14 protein-coding genes are annotated in these 17,227 nt (G+C 33.2%); 11 read left to right on the plus strand and 3 right to left on the minus strand.

Features of this window, described 5'->3' with window-relative positions; translation table 11 throughout:
• The first annotated feature begins 33 nt into the window (after positions 1-33).
• The 11 genes from P6733_RS10605 (at position 34) to P6733_RS10655 (ending at position 15,158) form a co-directional block, all read left to right on the plus strand.
• Complete coding sequence (locus tag P6733_RS10605) at positions 34-822, plus strand: TrmH family RNA methyltransferase (RefSeq protein ID WP_306353093.1); 789 nt, start codon at positions 34-36, stop codon at positions 820-822.
• Between the two features lie 13 nt (positions 823-835).
• On the plus strand, positions 836-2,413 hold the full coding sequence (locus P6733_RS10610; protein ID WP_306352846.1) for a serine hydrolase: 1,578 nt from the start codon (positions 836-838) through the stop codon (positions 2,411-2,413).
• A gap of 101 nt (positions 2,414-2,514) precedes the next feature.
• The gene (locus P6733_RS10615; protein ID WP_306352847.1) at positions 2,515-3,507 is read left to right on the plus strand and encodes a DUF3829 domain-containing protein; all 993 of its coding nucleotides are present in this window, start codon (positions 2,515-2,517) and stop codon (positions 3,505-3,507) included.
• A gap of 195 nt (positions 3,508-3,702) precedes the next feature.
• Complete coding sequence (locus P6733_RS10620; protein WP_306352848.1) at positions 3,703-5,925, plus strand: RelA/SpoT family protein; 2,223 nt, start codon at positions 3,703-3,705, stop codon at positions 5,923-5,925.
• Between the two features lie 19 nt (positions 5,926-5,944).
• Entirely contained in the window at positions 5,945-6,409 is a 465-nt protein-coding gene (locus tag P6733_RS10625; RefSeq protein ID WP_306352849.1) for a Fur family transcriptional regulator, read from the plus strand.
• Positions 6,410-6,415: 6 nt separating this feature from the next.
• The gene (locus tag P6733_RS10630) at positions 6,416-7,690 is read left to right on the plus strand and encodes an adenylosuccinate synthase (protein ID WP_306352850.1); all 1,275 of its coding nucleotides are present in this window, start codon (positions 6,416-6,418) and stop codon (positions 7,688-7,690) included.
• Positions 7,691-7,892: 202 nt separating this feature from the next.
• Positions 7,893-9,512 (plus strand): OstA-like protein, encoded by a 1,620-nt coding sequence (locus tag P6733_RS10635; RefSeq protein ID WP_306352851.1) that lies wholly within the window; start codon positions 7,893-7,895, stop codon positions 9,510-9,512.
• Between the two features lie 46 nt (positions 9,513-9,558).
• Entirely contained in the window at positions 9,559-10,746 is a 1,188-nt protein-coding gene (locus P6733_RS10640) for an aspartate aminotransferase family protein (protein WP_306352852.1), read from the plus strand.
• Between the two features lie 104 nt (positions 10,747-10,850).
• Positions 10,851-12,248, plus strand: a complete 1,398-nt coding sequence (locus P6733_RS10645) for a tetratricopeptide repeat protein (protein WP_306352854.1) — start codon at positions 10,851-10,853, stop codon at positions 12,246-12,248.
• Between the two features lie 120 nt (positions 12,249-12,368).
• Positions 12,369-13,139: a shikimate dehydrogenase family protein gene (locus tag P6733_RS10650; protein ID WP_306352855.1), complete on the plus strand. Its 771-nt coding sequence runs from the start codon at positions 12,369-12,371 to the stop codon at positions 13,137-13,139.
• 138 nt (positions 13,140-13,277) lie between these two features.
• The gene (locus P6733_RS10655) at positions 13,278-15,158 is read left to right on the plus strand and encodes a DUF349 domain-containing protein (protein ID WP_306352856.1); all 1,881 of its coding nucleotides are present in this window, start codon (positions 13,278-13,280) and stop codon (positions 15,156-15,158) included.
• A gap of 64 nt (positions 15,159-15,222) precedes the next feature.
• Here P6733_RS10655 and mazG read toward each other — a convergent pair whose 3' ends face one another.
• From mazG to def, 3 genes are all read right to left on the minus strand, one after another.
• Positions 15,223-15,996, minus strand: coding sequence for a nucleoside triphosphate pyrophosphohydrolase (mazG, locus tag P6733_RS10660; protein WP_306352857.1), 774 nt, complete (start codon positions 15,994-15,996; stop codon positions 15,223-15,225).
• Between the two features lie 83 nt (positions 15,997-16,079).
• Positions 16,080-16,520, minus strand: coding sequence for a DUF5606 family protein (locus P6733_RS10665; RefSeq protein WP_306352858.1), 441 nt, complete (start codon positions 16,518-16,520; stop codon positions 16,080-16,082).
• 54 nt (positions 16,521-16,574) lie between these two features.
• The gene (gene def / locus P6733_RS10670; protein ID WP_306352859.1) at positions 16,575-17,162 is read right to left on the minus strand and encodes a peptide deformylase; all 588 of its coding nucleotides are present in this window, start codon (positions 17,160-17,162) and stop codon (positions 16,575-16,577) included.
• Positions 17,163-17,227: the final 65 nt, after the last annotated feature.

Raw genomic sequence — 17,227 nt, forward strand, 5'->3', positions numbered from 1 at the left:
CTTTGTAGCTTCTTATGACTTTCTATTATTATGATAAAACAAATTACCAGTATACAGAATCCTTTTATTAAATCTCTTGTACAACTACAGGAAAAAGCCAAAGCAAGAAAACAAAGTGGTACCTTTCTAATTGAAGGCCAAAGAGAAATTGCTATGGCCATTAAAGGCGGTTATACTATTGAAACAATATTATTCTACCCACCAATATACACTGAAAAACAAGCACATACATTATCCAGAAGCGCTGACCTTATAGAAATTAATCAAGAAATCTATCAGAAATTAGCTTACCGTGATACTACCGAAGGTGTTATTGCTATTGCAAAAAGTAAGAGCTTGAATCTATCCGACTTAAATCTTGGAGACAATCCTTTAATTGTAATCGCCGAAGCTCCTGAAAAACCAGGTAATATCGGTGCAATATTACGTACAGCCGATGCGGCCAATGTGGACGCCGTAATTATAGCAAATCCAAAAGGTGATTTATACAATCCAAATATTGTTCGGTCTAGTGTAGGATGCATTTTCACCAATACTATTGCAACAGGTACAACCGAAGAGGTTATTGCTTTCTTAAAAGAACGCAATATTTCTATTTACTGCGCAACATTGCAAGATTCTACTTCCTATCATACCCAAAACTTCACTACCCCTACGGCATTAGTTGTCGGTACTGAAGCAACAGGTTTAAGCGATACTTGGCGAGTAGCAAGCACACAAAATATTATTATTCCTATGCAAGGCGAGATTGACTCTATGAATGTTTCAGTTGCCGCAGCCATATTAATTTTTGAAGCAAAACGTCAAAGAGGATTCAACTAAAAGATAAACCATTATGAAAAAATCTACAGGTTACAAGCTCGGAATTATTTTAGTTTGCTTTATGAGTAATCTTACCCTACTCAAAGCTCAAGTATTAACTTCTGCACAAATTGATGATTTGACAGAACGTACACTCAAAACCTTTGATGTTCCCGGTATAGCTGTGGCTGTAGTGAAAGATGGTAAAATATTCCATGCAAAAGGATACGGAGTGAGCTCTTTAACCACACATAAAAAAGTAGATGAGAATACATTATTTGGTATTGCATCAAACAGTAAAGCTTTTACTTGTGCTGCATTAGCCATCCTTGTTGATGAAGGAAAAATAAAATGGGATGATAAAGTCATCCAGTACATTCCTGATTTTAAAATGTACAATACATATGTAACGGAAGAATTTACAATACGTGACTTATTAACCCACCGCAGTGGATTAGGTTTAGGTGCCGGCGATTTAATGTTATGGCCAGATCAGAGTCAGTTTAGTATTGATGATATTATTCATAATTTAAGATACTTAAAACCCGTTTCCGATTTCCGTACAAAATTTGATTATGACAACCTTTTGTATATCGTAGCAGGAGAAGTTGTTCATAAAGTGAGTGGAAAGAATTGGGATCAATTTATTGAAGAGCGTATCTTCCAACCTTTACAAATGGACAATAGCCGTGCTTCTCTAAACAGAGTAAAAAACACTTCCAATTTAATTGATGCCCATGCTCCTATTGATGGAAAAGTTCAGGTAATAGAACGTTACAAAAATCCAATTATTGATGCTGCTGGAGGCATTTATTCTAGTGTAGCCGATTTAAGCAAATGGGCAATTCTACAAATGAACGATGGTAAATACGGAGATCAATTGGAAAAACAATTATTCAGTAAAAAAGAACACTATGAAATGTGGGCTCCTCAAACAATTATGCCTTCCTACACTACTCCACCTTATAACACTCACTTTAGCGCATATGGTTTAGGATGGTTCTTAAGTGATGTAAAAGGATACAAACAAGTAACTCATACGGGAGGACTAGAAGGAATGGTAACGCAAGTGACTCTTATTCCTGAATTAAAATTAGGAATCATTGTACTCACAAATCAACAAGTGGGCGCTGCATTCAATGCTGTTACAAACACCATTAAAAATGGTTATTTAGGAATCGATCCTATTGACTATGTGACTCTTTATGCATCCAGAGTAAAAACGAATACTGATGAAGCCAACAAAATAACAAAGGAAGTTTGGGAAACCATTGAAAAAGAGCGCAAAAACAATACTAAAAAAACAGATAATACTAAGATTATAGGAACCTACAAGGATAATTGGTTGGGCGAGATTACAATCAGTAACAAAAAAGGAAAACTTTGGTTTGATGCCAAAAAATCACCTCGTTTAAGTGGTGAAGTATTCTTTTACAAAGACAATACCTACATCGTTAAATGGACTAATCGAAGCTATGATGCTGATGCTTATATGGAATTTACTTTTGATGAAAAAGGAAATGGAAGTACCATCAAAATGAAACCAATTTCTCCTTTAACGGATTTTAGTTATGATTTTCAAGATTTAGATTTCACTCGTGTGAACAACTAAAAATAATCTCAAAAAGTACTATCGTAAATTTTTAGGGCGCAAACCCTTGTGTTTACTGGATAATAATTTTATTTTTACTTAAATTCTAACATTTATAGTTTATGAAACGAATATTATTTTTTGCCTTAACCAGTTTATTTCTTTTTTCTTGTAATTCAAAAACAGAAAATAAAAATACCGATAGCGAGACCAAAAATGAAACTTCAGACAATCCTTTAATGTCCGATGACGGAATCGATAAATTCAACGCCTATATCGATTTTTTCAATCAGAAAAACAGTATCTACACCAACTTAGATGGATATCTAAAATCGGTTGATAAAACAGGGGCACCTGTCGATAAAGAAAGAGGTTTATATATTTCTCAATTACATCCTTATGTTGTTCAAAAAATAAGCGAGAAAGTTGATGCTGCTCCTAGTTTTGAAAAATTAGATAAAACAACCAAAGAACTTATAAAAACCTACGAAGCACTACAAGTGAACGTAAACAAGTTATACGAATATAATGCAATCAAGGAATTTTTATCTGACGATTATGCCAAAGCAAAAGAGCTATATCCTTTAATTCTTGCAGACTATAAAAAATTCGAAGAGCTAGACTTGATTATAGAAGAAGAAACCATTGTCTATCAAAATAAAGTAAGAGATGCCGAATTAGAACATTTCAAAAAAATGGGCTATGACATCTCCTATGCAAAAACAATGTTTATTAATTCTTCCAGAGACTTTTTAGACTACGTAAGCACCGAAGATATTTATGGAATTAATAAAATGGATCCTGAAAAAGTGAAAACAATGGCCAATAAAGTAAGTGCCGATTTTTCAGCTTTTACAGAAAAAGCAGGCGATAAAAAATTAGTAGAAAAAGAATTTGGAAACACATCGTACCGAATTGATTCTTTTAAATCGAATGCACAAAGTTATGTCTCACAGTGTAGATCCTTACAACAGTTATTAAGTGATCCTAAAAAACTGAAAGCTGCAATCGAAACCCATGAATTTCATCGTGGACTTATTGTACCCGATGGTACACCGGCTAAAATACTGGAAGCATTCAATAGTATGATAAGTTCATCAAACAACATGATGTAATTTAACACCTCCGATTAAACTTATTTACAACCTTCAAAAGTTAGCTCTTTTGGAGGTTTTTTATTGCGATAAAATCAATATAACATCATGAAATGCATTAAAAATAATGAAATTCTAAGTGGATTCAACAAACCGTTAATGTACTTGCAAAATCCAATTCTTTGTTTTAACTTTAATAAATGATAGAATACGCTTATGACAGATATTGATATTGAATTAGAAAACAAGGCCATTGCCCGTGAATATAAAGAATTACTGCGCATAAGTTACCAAACTCTAACCGACGAGGATAAAAAACTAATCCGTAAAGCATTCGATATTGCTGTTGATGCCCACAAAGATCAACGCCGTAAATCCGGGGAAGCTTATATTTTCCATCCCATTGCTGTAGCCAAAATTGTAGCTTCAGAAATCGGTTTGGGATCCACTTCTATTGCCGCTGCATTAATGCATGACGTTGTAGAAGATACTGATATAACGGTAGAAGACATCGAAAAGATGTTCAACCCAAAAATCGCACAAATTGTTGATGGTCTTACTAAAATAGCCCAAGTTAAAACCGATCAAAACATATCCATGCAAGCGGAAAATTTCCGCAAAATGTTATTGACCTTAAATGATGATGTTCGTGTAATTCTAATAAAAATTGCCGACCGTCTTCACAATATGCAGACGATGGACTCGATGGTGGATTATAAGCAAACTAAAATTGCTTCTGAAACTTTATACATCTATGCTCCACTAGCACACCGTTTAGGACTCTACAATATTAAAACGCAACTGGAAGACTTAGGTTTAAAATATACTGAACCAGAAGTATACAATGATATTGTTAGTAAAATAAAAGAAACCAAAGAAGAACAAGATAAATACATCAAAGATATTTCTGATATTTTGAAAGAATCTTTGGATGCGGAAGGCATCAGTTACACCATCAAAGGAAGACCAAAATCCATTTACTCTATTCGTAGAAAAATGCGCGTTCAAGGTGTCAGCTTCGATGAAGTCTATGATAAATTTGCCCTTCGTATTATTTATAATGCGCCTCAAAATGAAGAAAAATTCATTGCTTGGAAAATTTACTCCATAGTAACGGATCATTTCAGACCCAATCCAAGTCGATTAAGAGACTGGATTTCCTCTCCTAAATCTACAGGATACGAAGCTTTACACATCACTGTAATGGGACCAAAAGGAAGATGGGTTGAAATTCAGGTTCGTAGTGAGCGTATGGATGAAATTGCAGAAAAAGGATACGCCGCACACTACAAATACAAACAAGGTGGAAATACGGAAGAAAACGGTATGGAAACTTGGCTTAACTTATTGAAAGAAGCACTAGAAAATTCTGAAGCAAATGCAGTGGATTTTGTTGAAGACTTTAAGTTGAATTTATATGCAAAGGAAATTTATGTTTTCACCCCAAAAGGTGAAATTAAATCACTCCCAAAAGGAGCCACATCATTAGATTTTGCTTTCAGTATACATTCCGAAATTGGAGTTCATACTCGAGGTACCCGTGTAAATGGTAAACTAGTTCCTTTAAACTACGAACTGAAAAGCGGAGATCAGATTGAAGTCATCACCTCGCCCAACCAAAAACCATCGGCAAACTGGTTCGATTATGTAACGACTGCCCGTGCAAAAAATAAGATTAAAAATGTTCTTAATGAAAATACCAAGAAAATCGCGGAGGATGGTAAAGAACTACTAACGCGTAAATTAAGACATTTAAAAGTTACACTTAACGAGAGTACAATCAACGAACTGGTTAATTTTTTCAAATTAAAAACCAGTTTGGATTTATTTTATCGCGTAGGTGTTGGAACAATAGACAATCAACAATTAAAAGATTACGCTGCTCAAAAGAGCAATACATTTATCAATTTCTTCAAAAATAAGATTAAACGCAGTCCAAATACAACTACTGAGCATATTCAAAAAGAAGAAATCAGTAACAATTATGACATGCTGGTTTTTGGAAAAGAACAAGACAAGTTGGATTATAAATTATCCAGTTGTTGTAATCCTATTCCAGGTGATGACGTTTTTGGTTTTGTAACTATCAATGAAGGAATCAAAGTCCACAAAAAAGATTGCCCAAATGCAATCAGTTTACAATCTAATTATGCTTATCGTATTATACAAGCAAAATGGATTGACTCGTCTCAACAAGATTTCAAAGCCATTCTAAACATAACCGGAATGGATACTTTAGGTTTGACAAATGAATTGACAAAAGTCATTTCAAACAACATGAATGTGAACATCCAAAGTATATCGTTGAGTGGAGATGCAGGTATTTTTAATGGCCAAATTGTTGTTATCGTACAGAATAACACAATATTAAAGAGACTGATCGAAAACATAAAAAAAATAGATGGAATTGATAAAGTAACACGAGTTTATAAAAATTAACTTTATCTTTGCGGTAATTATGACACTTATTACAACAGACAACAACAAAAATCAAGAGATTGTAAAAAACGTTTTTACTAAATATCTTGAGAACAAAGGACATCGTAAAACGCCTGAACGCTTTGCTATCCTTCAAGAGATCTATGATAATGAAGATCATTTTGATATTGAATCATTATACATCAAAATGAAAAACAAGAACTATCGTGTAAGTCGTGCGACTTTATACAATACGATTGAATTACTTCTTGAATGCGCTTTAGTAAGAAAACATCAGTTTGGACAAAATCAAGCTCATTATGAGAAATCTTACTTTGATAAGCAACATGATCATATAATTATGACTGATACTGGAGAAGTGATAGAATTCTGTGATCCTCGCATACAAATTATCAAAAAAACAATAGAAGAGATTTTTGATATTGAAATTCACAATCATTCTTTATACCTTTACGGCAACAAAAAACAACCAACTAATAATTAAAATATAATGACCGTAGACTTACTACTCGGATTGCAGTGGGGCGACGAAGGCAAAGGAAAAATTGTTGACGTGCTTACTGCAAAATATGACATTATTGCCCGTTTCCAAGGCGGACCTAATGCTGGACACACACTAGAATTTGATGGAATCAAGCATGTTTTGAGAACTATTCCTTCTGGAATTTTTCATAAAAACTCTATTAACGTTATCGGAAATGGTGTTGTAATTGATCCAGTTGTTTTTCAAAAAGAACTTGAAGGTCTTCTAAAATTTAATATTGATGTTAAATCAAGATTAATTATTTCAAGAAAAGCTCACCTTATTTTACCAACACACCGCTTACTAGATGCTGCTTCTGAAGCTTCAAAAGGAAAAGCGAAAATTGGATCTACTTTAAAAGGTATTGGTCCAACATATATGGATAAAACAGGTAGAAACGGAATTCGTGTAGGTGATACAGAACTAGAAGATTTCAAAGAACGTTATAGAGCATTGGCTGATAAACATGAAGCCATGATTAAATTCTATGATGTTGATTTACAATACGACCTTAAAGAATTAGAAACTGAATTCTTTGAAGCAATTGAAGAATTAAAAACATTAACTTTTATCGATAGCGAAGAATATTTAAACAACGCTATGAAAGAAGGAAAAACAATTCTTGCAGAAGGAGCTCAAGGTTCTTTGCTAGATATTGATTTTGGAACTTATCCATTTGTTACGTCTTCAAATACAACTGCTGCTGGTGCTTGTACTGGTTTAGGTATTGCTCCAAATAGAGTTAAAGAAGTGTACGGAATTTTCAAAGCCTATACAACTCGTGTAGGTAGCGGACCATTCCCTACGGAGCTTTTTGACAAAGATGGAGAAACTATGGCAAGAGTAGGAAATGAATTTGGAGCAGTTACTGGAAGAGCACGTCGTTGTGGATGGCTTGACTTAGTTGCTTTAAAATATGCTGTTCAAGTGAATGGTGTTACCAAATTAATGATGATGAAGGGCGATGTATTGTCAGGTTTTGATACTTTAAAAATCTGTACAGAATATCTATACAAAGGAGAAAAAATTTCTCACTTACCGTACAACATCGAACCAGAAAATGTAACTCCACTATTCATTGAGAAAAAAGGATGGCATGCTGATTTAACTGGAATTACATCTTATGATGCTCTTCCATCAGAATTTAAAGAATATATCGATTATATTGAAAAAGAACTTGAAGTGCCTATTACAATTGTTTCTGTAGGACCAGATAGAACTCAAACAATAATCAAATCATAAAAATATTGTTTTCAATAAAAAGGCCTTAACTTAGTTAAGGCCTTTTTTTATGCACTACAATCATAAAATGATGTATAAATAATTCTTAATTAAAACCTTTTTGCTAAGTTTTTAACTAAATTTGAACCAAATTTTTTTTACATTGAAGAGACTATCTTTTTTTATTATCTGCTGCCTATTTTTTCTAAATGTACCATCACTTTTGGCACAAGAGAAGAAACCTATTATTATTGAACATTCTGACTTTGCGGATTTAAACCAAACAGAAATCCCTGATGCCTATGTTTTAGATGGAAATGTAAGAGCAATACATGATGGAATTGTACTTACTTGTAATAAAGCTTATTACTTTAAGAATCAAAACTACATCAGAGCCTTTGGAAATGTACAAATGGTTCAAGGAGACACTCTGTTCATGAATAGTAAATATGCTGAATATAGTGGCGATACAAAACAAGCCGTAGGATCTGGTAGTGTTGTGATGAGAGATCCTCAAATGACATTAACCACTGATACTATTCATTTTGATCGAAACATTCAGGAAGCTTATTATAACTCTTTTGGAACAATTCGCGACAAAGAAAATGTCTTAACGAGTAAATCCGGAAGATACTATATCAATCAAAAGAAATTTCAATTCCTTACAGCGGTAACAGTAACAAATCCTACGAATGTAATTAAGACCAATCATTTGGATTATTTCACAAATTCCGGACATGCCTATCTATTTGGCCCATCAACCATTACTAGTAAAGAGAATTATATTTATACTGAAAAAGGATTTTACGACACAAAGAAAAACTTCGCTCATTTTGTCAAAAAATCATTTATAAAATACAACAACCGACTCATTGAAGGAGATAGCTTGTATTATGACAAAAATAGAGAATTCGCCTCTGCGACCAACAATGTAAAGATTACCGATTCCATCAACAAAGGAATTGTAAAAGGTCATTATGCAGAAGTTTTTAGAAATCAAGATTCATTGTACATCACGAAAAGAGCTGTTGCAATTAATCTAATGGAAAAAGATTCCGTATATATCCATGCCAAAGTATTGATGGTTACGGGTAAACCTGAAAACAGAATTATTCGTGGTTTTGACAATGCTCGTTTCTATAAAATTGACATGAGTGGCAAGTGTGATTCAATTCACTCCAATCAAGTCAATGGATTAACCCAAATGATTGGTAGACCAATTATCTGGAATGGAGAAAGTCAAATGACAGGTGATATAATGCATTTAATTGCAGATAAAAAAACAGAAAAACTAGATTCCCTCAAAGTACTCAACAATGCCTTTATAGTCCAGAAGGACACCATAGGCACAGGTTATAATCAGATTAAAGGGCAAAATCTCTACGGCAAATTCAAGGACAACAAATTGCACGAAGCCGATATTATAAAAAATACCGAAGTAATTTACTATACCTATACCGACAATCAAGAACTGTACGGTATCGAGAAAAACGTAAGTAGCAAAATAAACATCATACTAGAAGACAATCAGATTAGTACCATTACTTTTTACAAAAAAGTAGACGGAGATATTTATCCCGAAAAAGATTTGCCCGAAAATGCTCGGAAACTCCGAGGATTTATATGGCGCGGTGATGAAAGAATAAAAAGTAAAGACGACCTCTTTTCCCCAGAGGAAAATGCAATGCATGAAGCGATTGTCAAGCAAAGCAAAATTAATGCAGATGCGATTAGTGTTCCAATGGAAATTAGACCTGAAACTTTAAATTACGACAGAGACAAAAATAAGCCTGCAGAAAAGGCAAAAAACAAAGACAAAACGAAAACCAAAAAAGCAAAATAAGCTTCTTTGATTTCCAATAATAAAATAAACGATTACCCTATTCAATATGAATACTGATTTTTACGAATACCAGGCACAAACCTCTCCTCACCCACTTGGATTAGAAATTTCTCACGCTGAAGGGAGTTATATATACGACACTAATAATAAAAAATACCTTGATTTTGTTGCAGGAGTATCTGCCTGCAGTTTAGGGCATCGCCACCCAAGAGTGGTCAATGCTATAAAAGATCAACTAGACAAATACTTACACGTTATGGTTTATGGCGAATATGCCCAAGACCCAGCCGTATTATTTTGCAAACTACTAGCTTCTCACCTACCGAAACCATTAAATAAGACCTATTTAACGAATTCGGGTACAGAAGCTACAGAAGGTGCCTTAAAATTAGCCCGTAGAGTAACAGGCCGAAGTGAATTAATTTCCTGCCACAATGCCTACCATGGGAATACGATGGGATCTATGAGTGTAATGGGATTTGAAGAACGTAAACAAATTTTCAGACCTCTTATTCCAGATGTTCGTTTTATTACATTCAATAACGAAGCCGATCTACAAAAAATAACAACCAAAACTGCTGGAATAATACTAGAAACTATTCAAGGTGGTGCTGGATTTATTCAACCTCACGATGGATTTTTACAGAAAGTAAGAAAACGTTGTGATGAAGTGGGCGCTATGATGATTTTGGATGAAATACAACCTGGATTTGGTAGAACTGGAAAATTATTCGGTTTCCAAAACTATGATGTTGTTCCTGATATTGTTGTAATGGGTAAAGGAATGGGTGGTGGAATGCCTGTTGGAGCATTTACAGCATCTGCCGAAAAAATGGATTTATTAAGTAATAATCCAAAACTTGGGCATGTAACCACTTTTGGCGGTCACCCTGTCATTGCGGCAGCTTGCTTAGCTACTTTACAGGAAATCACTGAAACGGACCTTATGTCGCAGACATTCGTTAAAGAAAAGCTATTCCGATCACTTTTGGTACATCCTTTGATTAAAGAAGTAAGAGGAGAAGGTTTAATGTTAGCTGCAATGACTGAAAGTGCTGAAATAACAAACCAGATCATTTTAAAATGCCAAGATAGAGGCTTAATTCTGTTTTGGTTACTTTTTGAAGGTTGCGCTATCCGAATCACTCCCCCATTAACTATTTCTGAAAATGAAATTAAAGAAGGATGCGAGATCATGTTAGAAGTGATGAATGAAGTAATGAGTGAAAATTAACCCTAGAATTGTTAATTAAATTGTTCACAACAATTATGAATTTAACTGCTTTTACGAATATCGTTCCCTAATTTTATTAAGGGTAATTTTAAAAATAATTGAGTATGAATTTGAGCCACGAAGAAGAAGAACACAATTTATCCTTATCGAAATTTGAATCAATGTTGAAAACCAATAAGGTATTGTTTTTCGACTCTGAAGAGTTTGAAGACATTATCCTACACTACTTAGACATTGGTAAAAACAATTTAGCGAAGAAAGCATTAAAATTAGCCTTGGAACAACACCCTAAATCGACGGGATTGAAGTTGGTCCAAATTGAAATGCTAGTTTATGAAGATAAACTTGAAATCGCAGAAAAGATGCTAAATGAATTGTATGCTATTGAGCCTACAAATGAAGAAATCTATATCCAAAAAGCGAACATTTTTTCAAAAAAAGACAATCATGAAAAAGCAGTTGAATTATTAAAAATTGCTTTAAAATACACGGATGATTATGCTGATGTATATTCACTCATTGGGATGGAGTACCTATTCATGGATAATTTAGAATATGCCAAAGATAATTTCATCAAATGTTTAGAAGAAGACACAGAAGATCATTCCGCATTATATAACGTAGTTTACTGTTTCGATTTTCTAGATCAGAATCAAGAAGCCATAGACTTCTTAAATTCTTTCATCGACAAGAATCCTTATAGTGAAGTGGCATGGCATCAATTAGGGAGACAATATTATACCCTAAAAGATTATGAAAATGCATTAAGAGCCTTTGATTATGCTACATTAATAGATGAATCATTCTTAGGTGCATTCTTAGAAAAAGCCAAATCACTAGAAAAACTAAAGCTTTATGAAGAGGCTATTGCAAGTTACAATACAACCATTGAGTTAGACGACCCTACGTCGTTTGCCTTATTGCGTATTGGAAAATGTTATGAGCGCCTTGGTAACAAAGTATTGGCTTTAAAATATTACCATAAAACAGTTCATGAAGATCCTTTATTGGACAAAGCTTGGATTGCAATTACCGATTTTTATATTCGTCAAAAAAACTTCCAAAAAGCATTGTACTATGTAAACAAAGCATTGGGTATTGACAATGAGAATAAATTATATTGGAAACGCTATGCAACAATCAATCAAGCTTTAAACTTTTTTGAAGAAGCTGAATATGGTTTTAGAAAAGCAGTAGAATTTGGAGACTATCAGTTAGACACTTGGATGTTTTGGACCGATATTTTACAATTCTTAGGTGAATTTGAAAGTGCGATTCAAACGCTTTTACAAGCATCAGAGTATTTCACCGATAATGATGAGATTGAATACCGTTTGGCGGGATTAAATTTCATGGTACAAGAAGATACAAAAGGTAAATTTCACCTGAGCAATGGGTTGAGAATTAACTTTGAAAATCACACTATAATTGAAGAGTTATTCCCTATTGTATGGGAACGCAAAATGGTTCAGAACTGTATTGAAAAGCATAGAAAATCTTAACCTATATTTTTAGAAACTATTCTAAAATAATGATTACTTTGCGGTCTCACCTTCTAATAAAAGGTTTGACCGCATTTTTTTAACAATAAGCAGGGCTTAGTATTTAAATTTTTGTACGCGATGAAAAACAAAACAAAAAAAGCAAAACACTTTGGTTTAATTGGAAGAAATATAAATTATTCTTTTTCCAAAAAATATTTTTCTGAAAAATTTGAAGAACAAGGATTAGAGCAGTACAGCTATAATAATTTTGATTTTCAAAGCATTGAAGAGTTTCCAACTGTGATCCAAAATGACCCTACACTTAGAGGTCTAAATGTTACGATTCCATACAAAGAAGCCATCATTCCCTACTTAGATAAAGTTTCAAAAAACGCCAAAAAAATTGGGGCAGTCAATACTATTAAAGTAACAAAAAAAGGCACTTTAGTCGGCTATAATACCGATTTCCATGGTTTCAGAAAATCATTAAAACCTTTATTAAAAAAGTACCACAATAGAGCTCTTATTCTCGGTACTGGCGGAGCTTCCAAAGCTGTTGCCTATGCTTTAAAAAAGCTAAAAATAGAATATGATTTTGTATCCCGAAACCCTTCTGAATATGAATTCAGCTATGATAGTATCAATTCAGAAATTTTTGATGAATATCAAATCATCATCAATTGCACACCTGTTGGAACTTTCCCAAATACCGAAGAATGCCCACCGCTTCCTTATGAACTCTTCACGACGAAGCATATTGCTTATGATTTAATCTATAATCCTGAAGAAACGTCTTTTTTAAAGCAGGCGAAAGCACATGGAGCACAAATTAAAAATGGGTACGACATGCTTATTTTTCAAGCAGAAAAAGCATGGTCAATTTGGAATAGTAAAATTCCAAAACCTTAAAAAAATGATGTTTCTAATTCAGAAATAGGCAGTTATTAACGGTAAATATTGATTTAATCATTTCTTTTTCTTTGAATTTTGATTAGCCTTTATTATCTTTCCAACATTAAAGTAGTATAAACCTTAAACATTTCAAAGATGTTAGAAGAAAAGAATGATAACCTGCAAGATGCAGACGGAGGTCAATTAAACGAAGTACAAGACAACTCTCAAAATGAGCATCAGAAAGCTATTGAATCTATTGAAGATTCAAATGCTGAAGAAAGTGAAGATGATTCATTACAGGATCGTCACACTATTCCTATGCAAAATTATGAGGCAATGGATATGGCACAACTCGTTGAGGAACTAGAAAAACTAGTTACAAACGAGAAAGTAATGTCGATTAAAGAACATGTTGAGGAAATACGCAAAGAGTTCACTTCTAAATACCATCACTTTATTGATGAGAAAAAAGAAGAGCATGCTAATGAAAATGATGGAGACACTACAGAATTTGAATATCATTTACCTGAAAAGAACAAGTTCGACAACATATACAATCAATATAAAGACAAAAAAAATATTCACTTTAAAAGTTTACAAACCAATTTAAAAAGTAATCTAGAAAATAGATTAACAATTATTGAGGAGTTAAAAAACTTAATTAATCCTGAAGAGAATATCAAAGATACGCTTAAGCATTTTAATGACTTAAGAGAGCGTTGGAAAACGGCTGGTCCTATTCCTAGAGATAAATACAACCACGTTTGGAATAATTATCATTTTCACGTAGAGAACTTTTACGATTATTTACACTTAGATCGCGAAGCACGTGATTTAGACTTTAAACACAACTTAGAGCTTAAAAACAAAATCATTGACCGTGTAGAAGAACTTCTTCAGGAAGAGGATGTAAATAAAGCTTTCAGAGAATTACAGATTTTACATAAAATCTGGAAAGAAGAAATTGGTCCTGTTTCAAAAGACCACCGTAATGAAATCTGGAATAAATTTAGTGCGTTAACTAAACAAATGCATGATAAAAGAGAAGTTCTTTTTGAAAAGCAACGTGAAGGCGAAGTAGTGAACTTAGAAAAGAAAAAAGAAATCATTACTAAAATTGAAGCCCTTGCTACTGAAAAAGTAGAAGTGCATGCATTATGGAAAGGCCAAATCGAAAAAGTAGAAGCTTTACGAAATGATTTCTTTAATGCAGGAAAAGTGCCTATTGAAGTTAACGAAGAAACATGGTTAGCCTTTAAAAATGCTGTAAAGAACTTCAATACACTTAAAAACTCTTTCTATAAAGACATCAAAAAAGAACAACAGGATAATTTAAACCTTAAAACTGCTTTAATCGAGAAAGCGAAATCATTACAAGACAGTGAAGATTTTGCCGCTACAACACCGGTTATGAAGCAAATTCAGGAAGAATGGAAAAATATTGGCCATGTTCCTAGAAAATATTCTGATAAAATCTGGAAAGAATTCAAAACGGCTTGTAATCATTATTTCGACAAATTACACGCTCAAAAGAACGAGGTTAATTCAGAAGAAATTGAAGCGTTTGAAAAGAAGAAAGCTTATCTTGAAACACTGAGAGAATTCCAACTTGTAGGGGATCATAAAACGGATCTTGACGCTATAAAAGCACATATTGAAACTTGGAAAACATTTGGTAAAGTTCCATTTGCAAGAAGACATATTGAAGGGAAATTCAATAAAATTCTAGATGCATTATTTGACAAATTAAGCTTGAGTAAGAAAGATACTGAAATGGTGAAATTCTCAAACAGAATGGATCATTTGGTTGAAATGGACGATACCCGTAAATTAGAGAATGAAAAAATCTTCTTGATGCGTAAGATTGATGAAGTTCAAAGTGAAATATTCCAATTAGAGAATAACATTCAATTCATCACTAGTGCAAAAAAAGACAATCCTTTTATTCTTGAAGTGCGCAAAAATATAGAGAAACACAAAGAATCTCTAGAAACTTGGAAAGCAAAACTTAAACAAGTTCGAAACTTAAAATAAAATTATTTGTTACTAGATACAAAAAAGCGAAATCAATTGATTTCGCTTTTTTTATTCTTCGTATTTATATCTTTTTAGCTTCTTCCCAAAAAACATCCATTTCGGCTAAGGTCATATCTGCTAATGATTTCCCTAATGTTTCAGCTTTAGATTCTAAATATTTAAAGCGTTTAATAAATTTCTTATTTGTTCGTTCTAAAGCGTCCTCAGGATTGATCTTTAAGAATCGGGCGTAATTAATCATCGAAAACAATACATCTCCAAATTCAGCCTCCATTTCGCCTAGATTACCTTTTTCTACTTCCGCATGCAATTCATTCATTTCTTCCTGTACTTTCTCCCATACTTGATTTGGTTCTTCCCAATCAAATCCTACTGCTTTTACTTTTTCCTGAATGCGGCTTGCTTTAACTAATGCTGGTAAACTATTGGGTACACCTTCCAAAACTGATTTTTTTCCTTCTTTTAATTTTAGCTTTTCCCAGTTTTGTTTTACTTCTTCTTCATTTTGTACTACTACATCACCATATATATGAGGATGACGATGAATCAATTTTTCACAAATACTATGAATTACATCTGCAATATCAAATTCATTCGTTTCACTCGCTATTTTGGCGTAAAATACAATATGCAATAATACATCTCCTAGCTCTTTTTTGATCTCCGGTAAATCATTATCTAAAATAGCATCCCCTAACTCGTATGTTTCCTCAATTGTTAGGTGACGTAAGCTTTCTAGGGTTTGTTTTTTATCCCACGGGCATTTTTCACGCAAGTCATCCATTATATCCAATAATCGACCAAATGCTTTCAGTTGTATTTCTCTAGAATTCATAAAAAACAGATTTATGTAAAAATAAGAAATCCTGTCATCCAAAAGAAATGGATCACAGGATTTAATTAAAATTTAAGGAATATTTATTCTTCTGTAGAAGCAACCGTTTCCGTTGGTTCAGCAGCGGCTTTCACACTCATATCTTTTGTTACTAAACCTTTAGCTTGTAACATGTTGTACCAGTTTAATACTTTTTTAATATCCGATGGATATACTCTATCTTCATCATAGTCTGGCAATACTTCTTTGAAGTAAGCTTCTAACTTTTCTTTGTCTTCTTTGTGCGATAATGCAGGTCCATTGTCTTCTTTTTCAGCAATAGCTCTCATTACTTCTGCCAATGGTTTCTCTTCATCATAAGTATAGATTGAAATCTCAGATAACAAACTTACATTACTTCTCAATCCCACTGTTACTTTTTTGCCATCGATTAAAGATTCCGCTACAAATCCTGAGCGTGTTTGAACTTTTAATGCATATAAACCTGGTTTTCCAGAAATGGCTAATATTTTTTCTAAACTCATTTTATAATTTTTTATAGGGTAACAAATATCTATTGTTTCATTTGAATTTCAAAATTATCTGCCTTTTTTGGCAATAAATTTCATTTTATAATCTGGTCGTGCTTTACCTTCCATGATGTTTTGCAACTTCTTCTGGATTAAACGCTTTTTTAATGATGAAATTTTATCGGTAAACAGAATTCCTTCAATATGATCGTACTCGTGTTGAATTACACGAGCGATTAATCCATCATAAACTTCTGTTTTCTTATTGAAATCTTCATCAAAATATTCGATGGTAATTTTTTCATTTCTGTATACATCTTCACGTACATCCGGAATACTCAAGCAACCTTCGTTAAAACCCCATTCCTCCCCTTCTTCTTTCAAAATCGTAGCATTAATGAATGTTTTCTTGAAACTTTTCAATAAATCCTGCTCTTCTTTTGATAGGTCTTCATCTTCACCAAATGGTGATGTATCAATAACAAACAATCGTATAGCTTGACCTACTTGTGGAGCAGCCAAACCTACACCATATGCATTATACATTGTATCGTACATATTCTGGATTAGATCTTTTAATTTAGGATCATCTGGTAAAATCTCTACGCCTACTTTTCTTAAAACCGGATCACCATATCCTACAATAGGTAAAATCATATTTTTAAATATTTAAAATTGCTGCATTATTTTTAACATGAGTAACTCACGCTATAATACAAACC

This window comes from Flavobacterium aerium (assembly GCF_030766725.1).
GTDB classification, from domain to species: domain Bacteria; phylum Bacteroidota; class Bacteroidia; order Flavobacteriales; family Flavobacteriaceae; genus Flavobacterium; species Flavobacterium aerium.

Bases quoted from the DNA above. Each gene is read 5' to 3' on its own strand.
- P6733_RS10610 (WP_306352846.1), top strand. From the start codon at position 836: ATGAAAAAATCTACAGGTTACAAGCTCGGAATTATTTTAGTTTGCTTT.
- P6733_RS10625 (WP_306352849.1), top strand. From the start codon at position 5,945: ATGACACTTATTACAACAGACAACAACAAAAATCAAGAGATTGTAAAA.
- P6733_RS10630 (WP_306352850.1), top strand. From the start codon at position 6,416: ATGACCGTAGACTTACTACTCGGATTGCAGTGGGGCGACGAAGGCAAA.
- P6733_RS10665 (WP_306352858.1), bottom strand. From the start codon at position 16,520: ATGAGTTTAGAAAAAATATTAGCCATTTCTGGAAAACCAGGTTTATAT.
- P6733_RS10655 (WP_306352856.1), top strand. From the start codon at position 13,278: ATGTTAGAAGAAAAGAATGATAACCTGCAAGATGCAGACGGAGGTCAA.
- P6733_RS10650 (WP_306352855.1), top strand. From the start codon at position 12,369: ATGAAAAACAAAACAAAAAAAGCAAAACACTTTGGTTTAATTGGAAGA.
- P6733_RS10615 (WP_306352847.1), top strand. From the start codon at position 2,515: ATGAAACGAATATTATTTTTTGCCTTAACCAGTTTATTTCTTTTTTCT.
- P6733_RS10620 (WP_306352848.1), top strand. From the start codon at position 3,703: ATGACAGATATTGATATTGAATTAGAAAACAAGGCCATTGCCCGTGAA.
- def (WP_306352859.1), bottom strand. From the start codon at position 17,162: ATGATTTTACCTATTGTAGGATATGGTGATCCGGTTTTAAGAAAAGTA.
- mazG (WP_306352857.1), bottom strand. From the start codon at position 15,996: ATGAATTCTAGAGAAATACAACTGAAAGCATTTGGTCGATTATTGGAT.
- P6733_RS10640 (WP_306352852.1), top strand. From the start codon at position 9,559: ATGAATACTGATTTTTACGAATACCAGGCACAAACCTCTCCTCACCCA.
- P6733_RS10645 (WP_306352854.1), top strand. From the start codon at position 10,851: ATGAATTTGAGCCACGAAGAAGAAGAACACAATTTATCCTTATCGAAA.